This window comes from Psychrobacter sp. P11G5 (assembly GCF_001593305.1).
In the GTDB taxonomy this organism is placed as follows: Bacteria; Pseudomonadota; Gammaproteobacteria; order Pseudomonadales; family Moraxellaceae; genus Psychrobacter.
The window spans coordinates 944195-963483 of record NZ_CP012533.1; the positions used below are offsets into that span (position 1 = coordinate 944195).

12 protein-coding genes are annotated in these 19289 nt (G+C 41.9%); 5 read left to right on the forward strand and 7 right to left on the reverse strand.

The genetic code is table 11. The features are described 5' to 3' along the window. The 6 genes from AK825_RS04050 to AK825_RS04075 form a co-directional block, all read right to left on the reverse strand. A complete protein-coding gene (locus tag AK825_RS04050; protein WP_068034872.1) occupies positions 1–990 on the reverse strand; it encodes a hypothetical protein in 990 nt (329 codons plus the stop codon). Between the two features lie 10 nt (positions 991–1000). Continuing rightward, entirely contained in the window at positions 1001–3682 is a 2682-nt protein-coding gene (locus AK825_RS04055; RefSeq protein ID WP_068034873.1) for a DUF2345 domain-containing protein, read from the reverse strand. 77 nt (positions 3683–3759) lie between these two features. Beyond that, positions 3760–4524 (reverse strand): OmpA family protein, encoded by a 765-nt coding sequence (locus tag AK825_RS04060; protein WP_158511265.1) that lies wholly within the window; start codon positions 4522–4524, stop codon positions 3760–3762. Positions 4525–4634: 110 nt separating this feature from the next. Beyond that, a complete protein-coding gene (gene tagF, locus AK825_RS04065; RefSeq protein WP_068034875.1) occupies positions 4635–5615 on the reverse strand; it encodes a type VI secretion system-associated protein TagF in 981 nt (326 codons plus the stop codon). Then, on the reverse strand, positions 5612–9643 hold the full coding sequence (gene tssM, locus AK825_RS04070; RefSeq protein ID WP_068034876.1) for a type VI secretion system membrane subunit TssM: 4032 nt from the start codon (positions 9641–9643) through the stop codon (positions 5612–5614). Before tssM ends, tagF begins: the two co-directional genes overlap by 4 nt. An 81-nt stretch (positions 9644–9724) precedes the next feature. Next, positions 9725–11533, reverse strand: a complete 1809-nt coding sequence (locus tag AK825_RS04075) for a hypothetical protein (RefSeq protein ID WP_149038747.1) — start codon at positions 11531–11533, stop codon at positions 9725–9727. 396 nt (positions 11534–11929) lie between these two features. Between AK825_RS04075 and AK825_RS14530 the strand changes: the two genes are divergently transcribed. The 5 genes from AK825_RS14530 to AK825_RS04100 all read left to right on the forward strand — a co-directional run bounded on the left by AK825_RS14530 (position 11930) and on the right by AK825_RS04100 (position 18165). Further along, positions 11930–12985, forward strand: coding sequence for a M15 family metallopeptidase (locus AK825_RS14530; RefSeq protein ID WP_227514111.1), 1056 nt, complete (start codon positions 11930–11932; stop codon positions 12983–12985). Between the two features lie 43 nt (positions 12986–13028). After that, entirely contained in the window at positions 13029–13715 is a 687-nt protein-coding gene (locus AK825_RS04085) for a hypothetical protein (RefSeq protein WP_068034878.1), read from the forward strand. A 9-nt stretch (positions 13716–13724) separates the two neighbouring features. After that, positions 13725–15071 carry a type VI secretion system baseplate subunit TssK gene (tssK, locus tag AK825_RS04090; RefSeq protein WP_068034879.1) on the forward strand — a complete coding sequence of 449 codons (1347 nt, stop codon included), beginning with the start codon at positions 13725–13727 and terminating at the stop codon, positions 15069–15071. Between the two features lie 182 nt (positions 15072–15253). After that, a complete protein-coding gene (gene icmH / locus AK825_RS04095; RefSeq protein WP_068034880.1) occupies positions 15254–16066 on the forward strand; it encodes a type IVB secretion system protein IcmH/DotU in 813 nt (270 codons plus the stop codon). A 308-nt stretch (positions 16067–16374) separates the two neighbouring features. Further along, the gene (locus AK825_RS04100; RefSeq protein WP_068034881.1) at positions 16375–18165 is read left to right on the forward strand and encodes a potassium/proton antiporter; all 1791 of its coding nucleotides are present in this window, start codon (positions 16375–16377) and stop codon (positions 18163–18165) included. A 47-nt stretch (positions 18166–18212) separates the two neighbouring features. Here the strand turns inward: AK825_RS04100 and AK825_RS04105 are convergent, their stop codons facing one another. Then, entirely contained in the window at positions 18213–19130 is a 918-nt protein-coding gene (locus tag AK825_RS04105; RefSeq protein ID WP_068034882.1) for a LysR family transcriptional regulator, read from the reverse strand. Positions 19131–19289 lie beyond the last annotated feature (159 nt).

Consider the following 19289-nt stretch of genomic DNA (forward strand, 5'->3'; position numbering starts at 1 on the left):
CTAAGTTTTATTAATCCATCCTGCTATTTTCACTATTTCTCCTTCAACTTTACCTCTTTTCTCACCGTTCATAAGTTCAATAAATTGTTCAGCAACATCTTCAATCCAATCCATCCTCTTTGTAATATCAGCTAGTTTAATGTCATCAGGAGCGATATTTTTTAAATCTGGATCATCAGTATCTACTTCAGAGGTATATATCATTTGAAGTTCGGGAATAGACATTTTTCCTCTTCCAATTTCAGCCAACGCTAATCCTGCTTTAAAATTACTTTTTTGATAAATTATCTTTTGTAGTACTTCACGTTGCTCATGGTTAGCAAGTTGCATAAGATTTATTTTTTGCTGTACTTTTCTTTCATTTTTCTTAGTAGAACCAAGCTTCTCAAATTTTTTAGTCGCGTTAAAAGCAGGTCTAATATACTGACTTGCACCAAGATTGCGTATTTTGGGCAACACATCGTATGCGCCATGTGAATCATAGACCATAGACTTTACTTCTTTGATATAATTATTTGAATTACGTTGTGTAATACATTCAAAGAAGTTTGGACTACATTGATTGTATTCAAAATGCCACCCACCGATGTCTTGATATAACCAAAAGTTGCCGAGTTTAAAGTTATACTCAACACCAAATACCCCACCATCTGCTGAAGTAGACCAATGACTTAGAGCATCAGCCACGGTTTTACTGGCAAAAGCACCAAGTCCCATCCAAAAATGACGTCCCTTGTAATCTTTATTAGTACTACCATTTACATCGCTATGTTCCAAATAAAATTTGGCATATACCGCTGCGATCCGTCTGGCTCTTGCTTCACCGTCTTGTACTACTCGTAAATGGATTGTAGAGGAGGTTTTGTCTGAGCTTGTCGTTAGCTTTTCAAAACATTGGTACTGAGCAATAGACCATGTAAAACTGCAATCCATCGTTTGGTTAGCACAGCTGTTTTTTACAGTATTCGTATCAAAATTGAGTTTTGCCATCTCATACTCGCTATATTTCTTTTAAACCTTCAATAGGCTTAAATATTATTTTAGTTTCTAGCTTTTCTGATTCTGTGTCAGTATCTGCTCTTACTGTTTTACCTTCATCATCTACTCTTCCTTTGATACGTAACTTTCTACCCAACAATTCATAATCAATATTCTTTATAGGTATTCCTGCTGCATTCAAAAACTGAACCTGCTCATCAAAGAACTCTTTTTCAATAAACTTATCGAAAGGTAAACGCGATAAATAACTACTATCAACCCCACCCCCAGCCTTACCATGCTTACCGCCTTTCTCGACCACCTCTTTTGCCGCAATCGTAATATCAGCACCATCAAGGGTGATACTCGCACCTCCTGCGGTTATCGTCACTTTATTGGTTGCGACAACTTCAACCTCTTTGGTTGAGGAAGCGATGTTCACATCTTGCTTGGCCGTCGCTTCCAGCTTCCCCGTATGGGCGGAGAGGGTAATGTTATCTTTAGCGTTGGTCATACTAAATTGACCATCGGCGACTATATTGAGTGACTCGCTGCTGATCTGGTTATGAGTCTTGCCACTACTGATCATCATATCTTCTTGCGTAGTGCTGATCATCTCGCCCATAGAGCGTTGGATAAGGGTATCGCTACTCACATAGCTGCTATCTGCTGCGCTATCGATCAGGGTGAATGGCGTCTGTTGGTGAGTCTTAGTTTGTTGTTCTTTAGCGATCGTCTCAAGCTGAGTCTTAATCACTTTATGATCATTTACATTACGTCCCAGTCCCAGTCCCGTTGCTAATTGCGTGAGGCGTTCTGCTAAGTGCTGACCACCTAGTGCGGTTTGGGTCAAAGTAGGGGTATGATGTTGGTAATTGTGCTTTTGGACTTGCGCATTGGTTTGTGGCTGGGTTGAGAGCACCAGCGCTTCGCCTGATTTAATGCTTATTTGGGCATTGGTTGTCGCATTGATACCTTGACGTTTGGCTGTGTCTGATGGATTGATAATGCCCATTTTTAGACTGGCGGAAATGTCTCCTGCATCGACGTTAAGTTGTGAATAGGCTTGCTCACTTCTATGATCGCTGATCCATTCGGATAAACCGTTATCCGTGTTGCGATAGCCGCTCTCGACCGCTTGCTCATTATTTGTGGCAAACAGGCTAGGGCGACTTGATGATAATAAGCTACCGGTATTAATCAGATGCTCACCATCACCGATAGCTTGCATCAGAGTTTGATCACCTTCTCTATGGGTAAAGTGGCTGCCATAGTTAGCGCCTGCTTGGGCTTCTAATCGATTGATAGATTGAGTAGGGCTATCTAATAAATAGTTGCGTGTCGGCGTCATATGATTGCGACTGTCCGCATCGCTTTGAGCGTCTGTGATCCCTGTCATCGGAGGGAGTACTTGTCTGCTATACAAAGGACCGACCCAAGGGGTGTCGGTGGTGATTAGTCTGAGCTGGGTTAAATGAATACCTGCTTCTAGACTGGAGGCATGACGCTCGTGATGACGACGACTATTGGTCAACCCTGTTACATGAGTGAGGCTATTGCGTGCTAAATGCACGATATGAGTGGCACGGTAATGCTGATTAAGATGGCTATGACCCACTAGGGTAAAGGTGTCCGCAACGTTTAAATCAGTGCAGTGAGCAAGCGCATGGTAAACGCTGTAGCGGCTGTGATGACTGTTTGCCATGATAATAGCGTCATCGATAGACTCAGTATTTGTCACAGGAGCAAATGCGGCTGGAGTGTCTAAGGTTAGGGCGTTTTGTCCTGCTTCACTACTATCACCGCCAATAGCAATCTCTGCTGACTGAGTTGGGTGCGCCACGCTAGCGCTATTAAAACGCTGCATTGTAATCGTGTTTGGTTGGCTATTGATCTGCTCACTGAGGGCTAGGATAGGGGCGTCGACACGGTCATGTAGGACTTGACCGAAGCATAGGGCACCAATATTAGAGCTAATACCGTCCTCAATGCTTGGATAGGCTGAGGTGATGATAAGCTTGGGCGGGGCATGCTCCTCAGTTTGAGCATGACGCAGGTAAGCGGTGAGTCCTTGTCTTGAAAGGCGCTCACAGATATGACTCCAGTCACTGCTTTGCCACTGGGTCATGCGTGCTGGGGTCCAACTGGCGTTTTCCTCACTACTGCCATCAGTGCCACTGTCATCGACCACGTCTATCTCTTGCATGGCGACGCGTTCTGATACCATGGCTTGTACCGACAGGTCAGTATCTATCTGGCTGCGTAGATGCTGATGCAAGCGATAAGTGACGGGCTGTGCGATGAGTCGATAGTAGCCATAGCTACCATCATGATCTAATTGTCGCGTTGCAGTGATATATAGATGACGATAGGTAAGCCCACTTGGGGTATCAAAGCTTAGGGTTAAGGGGCGACCAATCAAGGGGGTCAGTGGCGTAAAAGAAGGGTGATTGAGCTCATGGATATAGACGTGTAGCACGTAGGTGTCGATGCCGTGCTGGTGCTGCTCTGACGATGACGGACTACTTGGGTTGAGCTGGGCGATGATATCAGCTTCACAGGATCCATGGATCAGCTTATGTAGCCATACTTGATGCGCACTAATATCTTGATGGCTACTGGCATAGGATGCTTGAGTGCTGCACACGCTAGCATAGAGCCTATCAGGATGCATGGGGAGCACGGTATTGGTCAAGCGTAGCATAATAAATATCCCTATTGTTAAGCAATGGCATCATAAACATGGTCATTTATCTGCTGTCATCGTCATGGACAGCAACGTTATTCGCCGAGGGTGAACTCGATACGGCGATTACGGGTGCGACCCTCGGAAGTGTCATTGCTGGCGATAGGATCAGCGTCACCTTTGCCGGCAGTACTTAGACGAGCAGCATCTATGTTACGACCGATTAGATATTGCTTGACCGCTTCTGCACGCTCATTTGATAAAGCCAAGTTGGAAGCAGGGTTACCCACATTATCGGTATGACCGATGATAATTACTGGCTTATCACCTACACTTTGAATGACACCTGCCATGTCGTCTAAGATACCAAGACCTAATGAGGTAAGGTTGGCACTGCCTGATTCAAACTCAACGATACGATCCCCTAAGGTATCATCTATTAGACGTTGTTCGCCTTCTATTACGACTAGCTGGTTCTCCAATTGATAGAGGTCGGTCAAACGCGTATGAATACGGTTTTGAATCGCTTGCTTTTGTTCAAGGCTGCTGACCTTGCCGTGTAAGCTAATGGTAGTACCATGAATATCAATACGACCTTGGCGAATATTGGAGATATCGCTATCGATAATGGCCGTTGCTATCTGCTGCCAATTGGTCGGTATACTGATATTTGAGCGGACTTCAATCTCGTCTCTTACCTGCTTATCAGGGTATTGTGCTTTCAGTTTTTCGAGGAGTTGCTGCTTATCTGAGCTGGTAGCGACGACACCTTTGATAACGACAGGCACATTTTGCGAGCCATTTGTAACATGGGTGTCATTGTGCTCTGCAAAGACAACTGCACTCATAGAAAGTGTCATAGCAGCAGCCAATATTAGACCTTTTTTGCGATGTGTTAGCTTAGGTATTGTCATTATTGAGAGGACTTTCATTAAAGTACCTTTTTTAATATTAAACATAGTCATTAATGCTATTGAGCTAAGAAAGTTTTTTTGAACAGCTGTCTAGTGTCGTACAGATAAATATTGTCTTGTAATAACACTTTATTAAAGCGAGTCAGACCGATATCTTCTTCGATGTAACCTTCCGTCCAGTCACTATTAGCGATCCAGACCCAGTCATCAGGTTTTGTATCTCCGCTACTTGTTAGTTGGCTAAGTACGCGTCCGTCAGGTTTGGTAAAGCTCAACAACAAACGATAATGATTAGATGTACGGTATAGATAAGTGTTAAGACAGATTTGATGTGGCTGGTAAAAGCCACTTATCAAGTCATGCCAAAAAGTCGCCATATGTATAGCGCTGGCTTTATCGGAAGTTAGTGTCCAGCATATGGATTTATTGAGACCGTTGAAGCCTTTAGTGAAAGTAGGTAAAAATAACAAGCCTATTGCAATAATCTGCTGTACCAGTTGCTGCTTATTGATACCCATTAATACCGAAATGTCTTGTAGAGTCATGGTATTAATAAAATCATAATAGTGTGTGCTGGCGTTGTTATCGATAGTCAGCAGGCAGTCGTTTAAATTATCAGTCACTTGTGTATTATCGCTCTGAGCCTTCGCCGCACTCAACGTTGCATAAATATCATCCCAAAGTGTAAGCGATTTGATAGGAAGGTAGTTCGTCCAGCTTTTGGGTTTATCCAAATGGATGACACCAAAGCCGATAAGAGGATACTTTCTATCACTACTATCATGACTGGGTATAAGCACTCCAGTAATGATTTGATTCGTAGCAGTATCGACATGACTAAAATTTAAAAAGTCTGGCTCTTGAAAGGATTCATCACTTACTGCCGACTCGTTCAATATAGAGCTTGAGGTAGTCAGCGCTTGACTTACCCATTGGTCAATGATGTTGGTTTCGTTGATATGAGTGCGCGCACGCACGAAGTCTCCGCGAGCAGGCAGCTTGCCAAAATAAACTAAAGGTAGTGTTTCAGGTATCATGGCGTTTGCTCCTGCTGCTCAGATGCTGCAGAAGTATTGGTAGTAGTAAGCGTGTTATCTTGCGTACTATTATTAGTATCATCATTGGTACTGGGGGTTAAATTTGAAGCGTTTACCGGTTGTGAGCTGGTTGTACTACCTTGTTCACTATTCTGATTGGTTGAATTAGCTGCCGAATCGTTAGCAGCAGTAGAAGGACTATTATGGTTAGCGTTGACATCAGTAACTGGCTTTGCAGTACGCGTAACCCCAAGTGCGATAATATCGTCAGGTAACTTCATACCAGTGAATGGATTGTTGGAGCGACCTTGAGTGGCATTATTACTATTGCCACTGATGACTCTAAAGCGCACAGAGATAGTTGTGCCATCACCTGACCATGCCATCTCAAAAATATCGTCGCCAAGCTCGGTTCGGCGCGCACTATTGATGAGGCGTTCTACCCCGAAGCTTCCGGCTTCCTCAAAGACAGTAAAGTCTCTGCCATCATAGTCCTTGGCTCTAATACTAGCGCCAGGCTGACTGCTCGGGTTTGGCCATACAAAAGTCGTCCATGCTTGAGTGCCCATACGATAACGCAGCTGCTGGCCGTCGACTACGATTGTATACTCTGTCAAGCCGCTCACTGGTAATGGCATAATCTGGAACGTTGTTTGATTGGAAGCGCCACTAGCACCAGCTGCACCGGAAGGGCTCGTACTATTGCTACCAGTATAGTTGACAAAGTAACGACCAAAGTCAGCGACAAACTGTGGGTTCAAACCCAAACCTGCACCATTCCAAATCTTACTTGAGATTTGATCACCGCGACGAATGATAAAGGGTGACAAGGTCTCGTTCACGAATCTTGCCACGTAGCCATCTTCCCCAAAGAATTGACCAATCTCTGCTGGTGTCGCCTCTAAATTAGCATTAGAAGTAAATGGGTATTTTTTCTCTAAATTATCGATGAAAGGTTTGCGTACTTGCGCTTTCCAGACTTTATTAATCTCCGCCTTAGTAGGCGTCAGCAACATATTGAAGGAGCGAGTCAGCGGCTCACTTAATAATGGGCGAACAAGCTGTTTTATCTCCGAATTGGCTTGACTCAATATCTGCTCATCGAGAATCTGTAGAGACTTGGTTAGCTCTGAGCCATCAGGACTGAGGGTCTGCGAAGCAAACAATAAAGCATCAGGACCGATATCGTCACTACGCGCAATATTATTAAAACGCGTTCTAATGTTTCCTAAGCTTGCTAGGTAATTGTCTAATAGCGATAGGTCTTGATTGTCCTCTCTTGGTGTAACTAAGACATGTATAGAGGAGAACTCTTGGGCGATCACACCTGAATTGGCTTGTGGAGCGGGGGTTGTATCACTAGAGCTACTACCATTGTTCATTGCGGCTTCTGCTTGACGAAGCTCAGCTGGACTTTGACGTAATATAGTTTGCTTAAACCAATTTACAAATGAGCGTCGAGACTGGCTACCATTGCCAGAGGCTTGATTAGCCGCTTGGTTGTCCCACTGGGTCTGGCGATCAACCGTCTCAAATAAAGTTTTTAACGGTGACTCTGTCGCATTAGACAGCTGATTTAATAAGACAGCATGGTCATCGAAGCCTTCACTATCACGAACGTAAATTTGTGATAAAAAGCGTTTCCATTCAGCGATGTACTCTTGCTTATAGCGATTGACCAGATATTGTCGTATTTGTTCAGGACTACCAGTCAAAGTGAGATCATCTTGGCTATTGGTTGCTAGCACCCAGTCATCTGCTACTACTCTAGTAGTGGCGGCTTTATCAATCTCATCACTGACAAAAGAGTCCCATGCTTGCTTGGTAAAAGTGCCTGAGATCACATAGCTGCCAAGTAGCGCCTCATTAGTATTGTTTTGGATAATCTGTGCGACTGTAATAGAAGGAAAGCGGGCAGATGAGCGCATTTTAATTTCAGAGTAGACGCGTTCACGAGCAGGCTGACCTTTGCTAACTTTAGATAGATTGCTGCGAGTTTCATCTATCAACCCTAAGTCGTTTTGGATAAGCGGGAAAGCAGGGTCATCGACATGAGCCAGCGTAAAGCTCAAAATACGCTCAGCTTGGCGAATCATTTTATCACGCGGCATATCTGCACGATTGGCTTCAAGCCAGTTACGCCAAAATCGCGTCATTTGATCACTTAAATGGCTGGTTTCTAGATTGTCACGATTGCCAAGCATGAGATAAGCTTTTAACGCATTATAAGCATCTTCAACGTCGGTAGGATCAGACTGAATATAGGCATCATTAGTTGCGGTCTCAGCCGTATCTTCAGTTAGAGCTTCCTCTGTGCGTACTTCTAACTGTGCCGCGTTAGTATTTACTTCTGTCAGGAACTTTTCTATATTTTGTTTTGTAGGCGCCAAGACAATGATGCCGATACCGTTATAGTATTCTGTCAGCAGTTTTTGTTTGAGCTTGTCACCTTGATAGAGACCAAAGCTTAAAGACAGTGGTTTATCTTCTTCGTAGCCCTCAAGCTGCTTTATCCGGCTTTGCAAGATGCTAAGCGATTCAAGCTGAGACTGCAGATCACCATTAGAATTTTTTTGTAGCTCGGTGACTTGTTGTAAATCGGCTACTACGCGTTCAATTAATTGTTTATTATTGGTATATGACCATGTCCAAAGACCGACAGCCGCGCACAAAGCTATGACAGCAGCCAATGTCGCCAGAGCGCGATGACTGCGTTTGTTACGGTTTTTGTGTTGTTTGACCAAATGCTTGTCTTTTAGGATAACTTTAGAGAATAAATCTTGTAAGAAATATGGCTTGTCTGCGGCTTCTTGCTGGGCATTTAGTGGTACAGCTGGCGGATGCAAGTCGTAGTTTTGCACCATTTGCAAAGTCATCTGACTGCTAACCTGTCCGTCTTGTAAAGCACTAGTGAAGTAAAATCCGCGCAATATGGGCTTAAATTGAAAAGGGTTGTCCTCAAATAAAGCGTGCATGAGCGTCCTTATCATCGGACGTAGCGACTGGAATTCCATAGGAAAAGTCATCAGACTGGGAGATACAGTACGCTGATGACGCAAAGACAATTTAGTCGTACTCAAATCCTTTAGACCGTTGACCAATACGCCAAAATGATCTTCGAATACGTCGGTAATATTGATATTTTCAGGATCTTCAGGGTAGGGAATGGTTGCGCCCCATACTTGACTGCGCTCTTCTTGTTCATAATCATTAAAGAAATCACGAAAGCCTGAGACCAAATCCATCTTAGTAAAGACCACGTAGACAGGTGCATAGACTTCTAACTGTTCGGTCAAATCTTGGACGCGGCTGCGTAAGTTTTTGGCTAAGTCTAATGCATAGTTTGGATCGTTTTTGGTAAGTTCTGCAATACTGACAGCGATGATAATGCCGTTAATTGGTGCTTTAGGTCGGTTCTTTTTGAGCAGGTTTAAAAAGGATAGCCATTCTGAGCGATCTTCTTCATAGACAGAGTAACGTCCCGCAGTATCGAGTAAAATACCTTCGGTTGAAAAGAACCAATCACAGTTACGCGTACCGCCAATCCCTTTTACCGATAGCTTATTGGTTTTTTCCATAAATGGAAACTTTAACCCAGAGTGCAGTACTGCTGAGCTTTTACCTGCTGCTGGATTACCAATAACCATATACCAAGGTAGCTCGTATAACGCTGCCTTACCGGTTTGATCGCCAATCTTTGATTTGCGTATGGTTTTAATAGCATCTTGCATTTGTTGACGTAGGGCTTGGACTTCTTGGGCATTTTCATCTTTTGCTACGTGAGCGTCATCATCTAAGCTTTCATTATTATCTTCAACCAAGTCGGCTAGTTCATTTGAAGCCTTCTTGCGCTTTTTCCACAGATAATAGCCAAACACTCCCAACACCGTGCTTATTATTAAAATGCCAATAATGATGGTAAAGGTTTTGATTGTCACATAGTCGTATAACAAGACTAGAGCGACTATGATACCCAAAACTAATAATACTCTTGGGTTGTAGATAAGATGAAAAAACCTTGAAAACATGCGTGCTACCTAATGTGATCTTAAGATAATAAAATGAGTATTTACAACAATGAAGCATTATCGTGTGATCAAAAGATTTGATCAAGGCGTTTGGTCGTAGTCTGCCAACCAAAGCATAGAGCATTGCTTATGTTGGGTAATTAAAAATATACTATCTGACTCTTGTTGGCCTTCAGAAGCTAAGTTAATCAATAGAGATAGGCTGATAAATGGCTTTAACCAAGTACTTAATGGCATATAATGCCCTAAATGGCGTTCATTTACTAGAGCGCCATGCGCTATAAATGCATCAATGAAGTTCATGAGTAACGACATATCATAGGGCTGATTTAATGGATTAATGTCTGAAAGTACAGTAATACTGATATCAGATGGCAAAACTTTAGTTGTGAAATATTTACTAGCTGTATCTGTTATAACGGCAGTCGTTTTTTTTGTGGCTTGTAACTCTGTTTTGTTTGTCGGTGCTAGTGAAAGCGAGTTATCAATTAATAGGTTTTTGATCACTGTTAAATTATTAAGATAACTACGTTTATTAGTGAGACTATTATTGAAATTGCTATTGGCATTGACATCGTTGTTTTCTGCCATACTTTTTTTGGAAATACTGTCTTTAGGGTCACTGTTTTTGACATCCTCGTCTTTGACATTAGGCGTGCAAATTTCAGTTAACAAAAAGCTAGCGTTGGTATCGATATCGAGTACGTCTTGAGCAGCTTGATTGCAGAATACTAGTAGCACACCTGCTTCAGTAGGGATGACGTTGGAAGTATTACTTGAGTGCAGCTGCGATTCTAGCCACGCATCATTAATCTGTGAGTCTACGATAATCAATAAACAAAGCTCAGGGGACGCCGATTGAGACAATGGCATCACATGTTCATTGATAAAATTAATAGGGTCATAAATTTCGTGATTATTAGCATTATCGTCTGCTGCATCAGTATCATTAGTAATAATAGGTGTTATAGAGATCAATGATTCAGAGATACCATAGGTCGCCAACTGCTCTTTTATAGCAACAATAAGTAAGGATGAGTCTGCGCCATCAGGTATGCATAAATAGATGGGCAACTTAGAGAGTGAAGCATCAGGGAAGGTAGTGGTGGGTTCGTCATTATTTTCGTTGTCTGCACTAATGAGGTAATGCTGTTGCCACTCAGGATGAATATTAATAGCTGAGTTAGGCCCTTGACTGTCTGGCTGATAGTGACTGTTGAAGTGTTCAGCAATGCTAGACAAGATCTCATCGCTTAAAGATAGCTGTTCATGAATTAATGAGCACAAACGCAAAGTGATGCTGTTTAGATCTGTTACACGTCTCGTATGAGACTCCTCATCAAATGTTTCATTGTCAAAGGCTTGATTTAAACTATCATCGTCAAAATCTGAGTCTTCTAGGAAATCTGAGTTTTCTAGTGAATTTTCTAGATAGACATCATGCATATATTCATATGGTAAAGATGCAGCATCAGCTAACTTTGTAATAGGCTTTATCAGTATCGGCAACCCATCAAAATCTGTCAGATCTTCACTTAATAAGGTAAGGTCTGCATCATTATCAATCACCTCAGACCAGCTATCCCCTTCAGGCAAACAAACACTGCTATACATAAACAATCTATAAGAATTAGGCAGTTTAGTATTCTCTTGTTCAACAGCAATGTCTGGTATGTTGCCAGTTTTATTTTCCATTTTTTTCTGCATCCATCGAATCGCCATAATAGAGCCAAGTAGCATCAATGGGACAACGACAAACCAGAGTAATAAGTTGGACGAGGTAAGCTGTAGCGCATTGTCTTTAAAGTACATCCAGACCAGTATGAGATAAACCACTAAGAGCATCACTAAAATATAGCGACTGTATGACATTATTTTTGTTGCACTCACTTACCTAAACTCCCTCTTTGTTGACCAGTAATTATTTTTTTAGCATATTATTATGTTTTATAAGCGATATTTTATGGTATTAACATCATTCTTGCTAATTATTTCATTACTTTATTTCACTAATATATTTTTAGTTTAAAAATAAAAACTGTATCTTAAGGGTTGCGTTTTTTCAAGCAGTTAAAGAAAATACCAGATATAAAGAGGTTAAGATGGATTATTTTGATAAAAATATTATTTTATATAAGAGGTTAGCTATAAAGGTTTTAATAAATTAGCTTAATTAAGTCAGCTTTATTTTAAAGATAGGAGGTTTGCCTATATAATACCTAGAAAATAATAATCATCAACGCCTGTTTGCTATTTTCTTGTGATAACTTATTGCTTATGATTTATGTGACTGTCTCTATATTTACGCTCATCTCCGTCATCATGATCATTATGCTTTTTGATCGTCAGCTATGTGGGCGACTGTTAGATAAGCTAAAAAACAGTGTCCAGCAATTATTTAGCTTTAAACTTAATCTTCTGTTAATCAGAGCACAAGTAAAGCCAATTCGTTTAAAGCCAATTCGTTCTCATGTTAGGGATTTTGGTAGCTTTACTTCGCGTATAGATATTGCTCGAATTCCTGTTATATCTGCCCTGTCAGTATTGATTATTACGGCTACCGCTGGGTTGTGTTATGCCCTTATTACAAATAACTCTCTTGAGGTTTATCATGCTCAAGATGCTATGCCCAGCAAGGCTAATTCACAAATCAATCAATTACTTGTAGGTGAGCGTCTGCGACCGCCACCGCCGCCGCCAGAGGAGTTGTTCGCTGAGCTTGAAGCTGAGATTGCAAGTTATCAAGCCACACAGACTGAAAAGGGTTATTGGCCCGACACAGAGATAGTAACGCCTCAAGCTGAAAGACCACTGATGCTACCTGAGCCTGACTTATCAGATCTAGATGCTCAAGATCTTACTACTGGCTATTCAGGAGATATATTGGCTTCGCATCTACACAATGGCCATATAAATATCAAAAACGCTGACCGTAATTGGAAAAAAATGAATTCAGAGTTTGTTCAACGTCTGTTGACTGTGTATAAGGTAATGAGTGACCAGTATGGCTATGATATGGTGCTTCTAGAAGGCTATCGTAGCCCTGCAAGACAAGCGAGACTGCTCAAAAAAGGCACTCACGTGACTAAGGCAGGATCATACAAGAGCTATCATCAGTTTGGTTTGGCAGGAGATAGTGCTTTTATTAGAAATGGTAAGATTGTTATAACTGAAAAGGATCCTTGGGCAATGCGAGGCTATAAAATATATGGTAAAGTAGCCAAATCAGCCGGACTTGTGTGGGGTGGTGACTGGCGAATGATGGATCTTGGACATGTTGAGCTGCGTAAAAAAGGGGTGCTTGGTCGCCCAGAAATGGCAGAGATTTTGACCAGTCAATAATGACAATAATATTTCAGGGTAAGTTGAAAATATGAACAGATGTATGACGTTACCGATAGCATTGATAGCGACTGGTTGTTTGCTCAGTAGCGTGCTAGCAGGATGTAGCACTGATAAATTAAGCAAACCAAATAACAGAGTCTCTGCGCTGGCAGGTGAGTCTACTATTACTGATAATATAAAAAGTATTATTGATGATGGTAAAAGTAGTGTAAATAACAATGACGATTTACAAAATCTAAAAGCTCAGCTGGAAAAGCAGCAACAGCAGCTTGAAAGTATGAACACCGAGCAGCAGGCCTTGCAAGAGCAACTAAAACGGCAACAGGTTACGCTAAATATTAAACCTATGGTCAACGCTAATGCTGGACGTGCCAAGCAAGGTACTGCGAGTATCGCTTATATTGCGTTTTTGGAAGAAGAAAGTCAGTTCACTGAAGTTGAGGAGCTGGCTGCTAAAGAAGTCAGTGTTATCCCTAATCGTGAGACTAATCTGACTCTAAGTATTCCGCAAAATGCACGCTTTATGGCGGTCAAGGTGGGACTAAGGTATACCAAAAAACGCTCACAGCTTCTTATTCCGCTTGATAGTCTCAATTTTGATAAGCCATTTGCTCTTAATATAGGCGCATGTGATGTGAATATTGCAGAGGGTATCAATCCAGAGCTGACGCCTACATTTACTACCAAACTTAAATATTATCAGCAGCCATTAGTGAGCTGTTCGTAGGAGATTGTCTTGAGTAAAAACAGAGTACTATGGGGAGAGGGGTTGTTTTTAAGACCTCAGCATTTTCAGATTCAAGACACCTATCATAACTCGCAGCGAGCATTGAGTATGATGCTAATGCATCCTTATGCCTATGGGATATCTGATGTTCAGATAGATAAACAGCTTTTGGAAAGTAATTTATTAAGTTTTCAAAGTATTCATGGTGTATTGCCAGATAGTACGATATATCAGGCACCTCGTACAGATGTATTGCCTAAGGCCATCGCGCTAGATACTCAAGATAATGGCGATGAGGTTTTTGTATTTTTAAGCTTAGAGATTGTCCATAATGGCGGCAGTAATATACAGACAGACCATAGTGATAATCCAGCACGTTATGTAAGGGGCGCTATTGAAGCCCACGATTTATATAGTCAGGCAGCTGAAGCAGTCATTGATGTTATCAAACTGTCACCGAGCTTGCAGCTGAGCCATTCTGCGCAAGCGCCTAGTCAAGATACGGTGTCTCTGTTGGTTGCCAAACTGGTGCGTACAACCCAAGGCGTCTACCAAGTGGATGAAGATTACATCGTACCTAGTGTGCATATTACGAGTAACTCTGCGCTCGTTGGTCAAGTCTATCGTTTGATGACCATGATTAATACCAAGTCGACTTCACTGTATGATCATCATCGTCAGTCTAATAATGACCTACTAGAGTTTCGCTCATCAGACATCGCTTCTTTTTGGCTGTTGCATACTCTCAATACCGCATACTCTCAGTTAAGTCACTTATATAACAACGCTAAACTACATCCAGAGCGCCTTTATGAGGCACTATTAAATGTAGCCAGTCAGTTGGCCACTTTTAGCTCATTATACAAGGTGGGTGATTTGCCTTCTTATCATCATGATAATGCTAATGAGTCGTTTGTTAATATTATTCTGATTATTCGTGAGCTACTCAATACCGTCATTGCGAGTAACTTTATCTCGATTCCATTACGTCAGAATAAATCATCTTACTATACAGGCGAGCTGAGTAGTGACAAGATTACGCGGAGCTCACAGCTATATCTATCTATTAGCTCCTCATTGCCAATGCATGAATTAATCGATATTGTCCCACGCCGCTTTAAAGTTGCTACCCCTGACTCCGTAGAGAAGCGTGTATTGTCAGCGCTACCAGGATCACCTGTCTCACATGTTACTCAAGTACCCAGTGCGATACCTGTGCGACCAGGATTTAGTTATTTCACCATTGAGCCTGTAGGTGAGTTGTACGATGAGATGATAAAGTCAGAATCTATTTGCATCTACGTGCCAAATGGCTTTGACGACTTAAAAATAGAGCTGATGGCTATCGTACAGTAGCTGTTTTCAGAAGCTGATCTCAGTAGTTATTGTAAAGTTGACGTTATAAAGCTCACCGTTGAATGAAGCTTATATCAAGCAGTTTTACCAATCGCTGCTTATGCATAAATTTTAATTGAACACTGTCATTAATCAGTATTTCAAAAATCAGTATTTCCAAAAATCAAGCATTAGGAACAGTCATGTCAGGGAATAATTCAATTGGTTCTGCGCCCTCATTATTAGATTCAGGTGAGGTAGCCTCAAAGGTCTCAGCAATCGGTCTTGATAAACGCATCAGCAGCCAATCGCTGGTTGATATCATGTATGACGGCTTTTATTTAGTGTTCTTACTACGCAACCACTACTTTAGTACCGAACCAAGTAAGTTTCGTCAAAAGATATATGACTTCCTAGACAAGTTCGAAGTTAATGCGCGCAAAAAAGGCTTTTTGTCAGAAGATATTCATGAAGCTAAGTACGCTTACTGTGCGCTGATTGATGAGACTATCATGACCTCGCAGGAGCCAGAGTTTCAAACGCTAAAAGACGCGTGGGAAATGAACCCTTTGCAACTGGATTTATTTGGTTCGCAAATCGCTGGTAATGAATTTTTTGAACGCTTAGATGGCTTACGTGAGCAAGGGGAGAAGCGTTTAGCTGCTCTAGAAGTCTATCACTATGCAATGTTGCTTGGCTTTCAAGGGAAGTATCGCCTTGAAGCACCGGAAAAGATTCGCTATCTAATCTCGCGCTTAGGCGATGAGATTGAACACCTTCGCGGTAATAAAAACGAATTTTCACCGTTTTGGGCGATTCCTGATCAGATTAAGCATACTCTCACTAGCGAAACACCGCTGTGGGTTATTCTCGCGGTAATGGCGGTATTATTGACTGCAATATTTGCAACCATGTGGCAGTTTACGAATAGCTTCTCTGACAATCAGCTCTCAGCGTATGACAATGTAATTCAAGAAAACAAAGAGCAAGCACATATTTCAATTTTCTTACCGTAAATGCTATCTAAATATATAGTATTGAGCCTATAGAGTTCATGCTTCATTCAGTCTAATGAGAAAACAAGCTGTTTCATTTGTACAATGGAATGGCTTTTTTATTGCACGGATTTATTGCCTGAAAATTGACATATTATATAGCTATTAAGAACACTCAGCTCTGTCGTTCATAGCTCGTCAATGTTACGTTTTTAACTTCACCAAGCCATATCTGTTATAGTTATTTATAGTAATATCAGTGAATATATTTAACTCAATTTTCATAACCAACACCATCATAATAATTATTAAAAATAGGGCTTAAAAAGATGGATACCTTAAATATCCTATACTTAGTAGGGGCATTGTTAATTTTCGCCAGTATCATGGCAAGTACGCTATCAGCACGCTTGGGTGTTCCATTATTGTTGTTGTTTTTAGCAGTAGGCATGTTGGCGGGCGAGCAGGGTATCTTGGGGATTGAGTTTTCACAATATAACATTGCCAACTTCGTCGGGCAGGCAGCCTTAGCCTGTATCCTGCTAGACGGCGGATTACGTACCTCTTTTAAGTCATTTCGAGTCGGTCTAAAGCCTGCGGTCACTTTAGCAACTTGGGGCGTACTTGCTACCGTCATGGTGCTAGGGGTCTTTGTTACTTGGTTGCTCGATGTTGATTGGCGCTTTGGTTTGCTAATGGCAGCGATCGTTGGTTCGACCGATGCGGCAGCGGTATTTTCTCTATTACGTAATGGCGGCGTCAAGCTCAATGATCGCGTTCAAGCCACGCTTGAGTTGGAATCTGGTGCTAACGATCCTTTGGCTATTCTGTTGGTTACTGGTTTAATCGCTCTAAATGTTGATCCTACTGGGCAGACGGTATTCGGATTTTTAGGTTTACTATTACAGCAGTTAAGCTTTGGCCTAGGAATGGGCTTACTCTTTGGTTATCTACTATCTAGGCTACTACCCAAAGTTCTTTTGGCAGAGGGCATGTATGCAATTTTGATACTATCTGCTGGCTTGTCAGTCTTTGCGGCAACTAATTTAATTGGCGGTAGTGGCTTTTTGGCCGTCTACCTCACTGGTGTGCTAATCGGCAACCATAAGGTACGCTCAACTGAGCATGTCATGCGAGTGATGGATAGCTTTGCATGGTTATCCCAAGCGGTGCTTTTCGTCGTTTTAGGACTATTAGTCACCCCATCTAACGTCATCAATGTCTGGCATTATTCAGTGGCAATTGCAGCCTTTATGATTTTGGTTGCCCGTCCTATTGCCGTCTATACCAGTGTTAAGCCTTTTAAGTTTAAAGACAGAGAAATCGGTTTTATCTCTTGGGTTGGTTTGCGCGGTGCTGTCCCTATTACCCTTGCTATTTTGCCAGTCATGGCGGGGATAGATGGTGCCTTTATGCTGTTCGATATTGCATTTGGGGTGGTGGTCTTATCGTTGATTTTACAAGGAACGACCATTCCTATTATGGCGAATTTATTTAAGGTGCGTATTCCGACTAATAAAGACCCAAAAGAGGAGCATGAAGTTTGGGTGTCAGACAAAGCAAGCATCACTTTGTACGAGTTCGAAGTTCAATCAGGGGCGTTTGCTATCGGTCGTCATCCTAAAGGTATCTCTAACCGGGTGAGTCCTGATGAAATTAGTATTTTTGCGCTAGTGCGCGGACAACAAATCGTCATTGTCGATGAAAATACCAAGCTAAAATTTGGTGATAGTGTCTGGTACGCCATGAGGGGCAACCATGCCAGTAAAATTGCTAAGATTTTTAATGACACAACGTTAGACCGTAAAGCAATTGATGACTTCTACGGAGATTGGTTATTATCACCCAGTGTAAAGCTTGGAGATTTACCGTTTTTTACCGGTGTTATGGCGTCCGAAACGCTCGCAGATAAGCTCAAGTCTAAAGCTGACGACCCATCAGTAAACATGTGGCAGCAGACCGTGGCTGAGTATGTAAAAGAAAGTTTGGACATGGCTCCAGTGTCGGGTGATACTGTTGCGATAAACGACGAATGGTCGTTGGTTATTAAAGAGGTCGATGACAAAGGAGCGTTGAGAACCATTGGCTTAAAACATAAAGAGTTGCCAACGGTGGTCTAATACGATAGTGAAGCTTTGATACTGTTAAAAAACCAAGCTATGAAAAATCAGGCCATATCTGATAAAGAGTAATGCTCCTGAACGTACTTGATACACAACTCATAAAAGGCTTGCGCTGATGGTGAGATAGTTTTATTCGCCAGCTTAAAAATACCAATTTGTCTATCCAAAGATGGCTCAAGTAAGTCAATCCAAACCAGCTCTGGCTCATTAGAGGGGAAGGCGAGCTTGGGCAAAGTCGTGATACCCAAATCATTGCGCAGTAGTGAAAATAAGGACGTGATGTTTTCGACCGTGTAGCGTGCATTGCGATTGAGCACCTCAGCTGGCGTGTTTTCAAGCAAGCGGCAAGTCCCGTTATAAATGAAAGGCTGCGTGATTAGCTGTTGCCATTTAAGCCCTTTTTTCCGTTGATTTTTTAGCTGGCTATTTAATTGGTTTAACGAATTGCTCTTTAAGCAAACGACGCCTATTGGGTCCGAGATGAGCGGGGTAAAATCTATATCCGCCTGATCCATACTGGTACAGTTACCCAATGCTAAATCTACTTCACCTGCCAATAGTCGATTGGCTACACCAACAGAATTATCATCTATTAATACAATTTCGATATCAGGATATTTTTTCGAGTACTCAACCAACACGCTAGGCAACAGCTTGGTCACTAGCGATGGCACGCTGGCAATTCTTATTTTACCTTTGTCGCCAGACGCAGATGCTTTGAGATCATCTTCTAGTGCCTTATAAATTGTGAGGAACTGCTCAATCTTCGGCAAACAGGTTTCGCCAAAAGAAGTGAGCGTGGCCTTGTTACCACTTTCAAACAAACGCTGACCGAGCGTCTTTTCTAATTCTTTGATGGATGCTGACAACGCGGCTTGCGACCGATTGGCTCGATCAGCTGCGGCACGAAAGCCACCTTCTTCTACCACAAATAAAAAATGCCGTAATTGCTGTAATTTCATATTTTCTCCTGCCTGAGTTTATTGATAGATGAAATAAACTCTACGATAGATTAAATCTATCGTTATTAATATTTAATTAGTTAGATTTGTCACTATTAACAAGGTAGCATGGATGCAACATAGCAATACAGGCTATCAAGTAAATAATTGATGCCACCA

Bases quoted from the DNA above. Each gene is read 5' to 3' on its own strand.
- AK825_RS04050 (WP_068034872.1), bottom strand. From the start codon at position 990: ATGGCAAAACTCAATTTTGATACGAATACTGTAAAAAACAGCTGTGCT.
- AK825_RS04055 (WP_068034873.1), bottom strand. From the start codon at position 3,682: ATGCTACGCTTGACCAATACCGTGCTCCCCATGCATCCTGATAGGCTC.
- AK825_RS04060 (WP_158511265.1), bottom strand. From the start codon at position 4,524: ATGACACTTTCTATGAGTGCAGTTGTCTTTGCAGAGCACAATGACACC.
- tagF (WP_068034875.1), bottom strand. From the start codon at position 5,615: ATGATACCTGAAACACTACCTTTAGTTTATTTTGGCAAGCTGCCTGCT.
- tssM (WP_068034876.1), bottom strand. From the start codon at position 9,643: ATGTTTTCAAGGTTTTTTCATCTTATCTACAACCCAAGAGTATTATTA.
- AK825_RS04085 (WP_068034878.1), top strand. From the start codon at position 13,029: ATGACGTTACCGATAGCATTGATAGCGACTGGTTGTTTGCTCAGTAGC.
- icmH (WP_068034880.1), top strand. From the start codon at position 15,254: ATGTCAGGGAATAATTCAATTGGTTCTGCGCCCTCATTATTAGATTCA.
- AK825_RS04100 (WP_068034881.1), top strand. From the start codon at position 16,375: ATGGATACCTTAAATATCCTATACTTAGTAGGGGCATTGTTAATTTTC.
- AK825_RS04105 (WP_068034882.1), bottom strand. From the start codon at position 19,130: ATGAAATTACAGCAATTACGGCATTTTTTATTTGTGGTAGAAGAAGGT.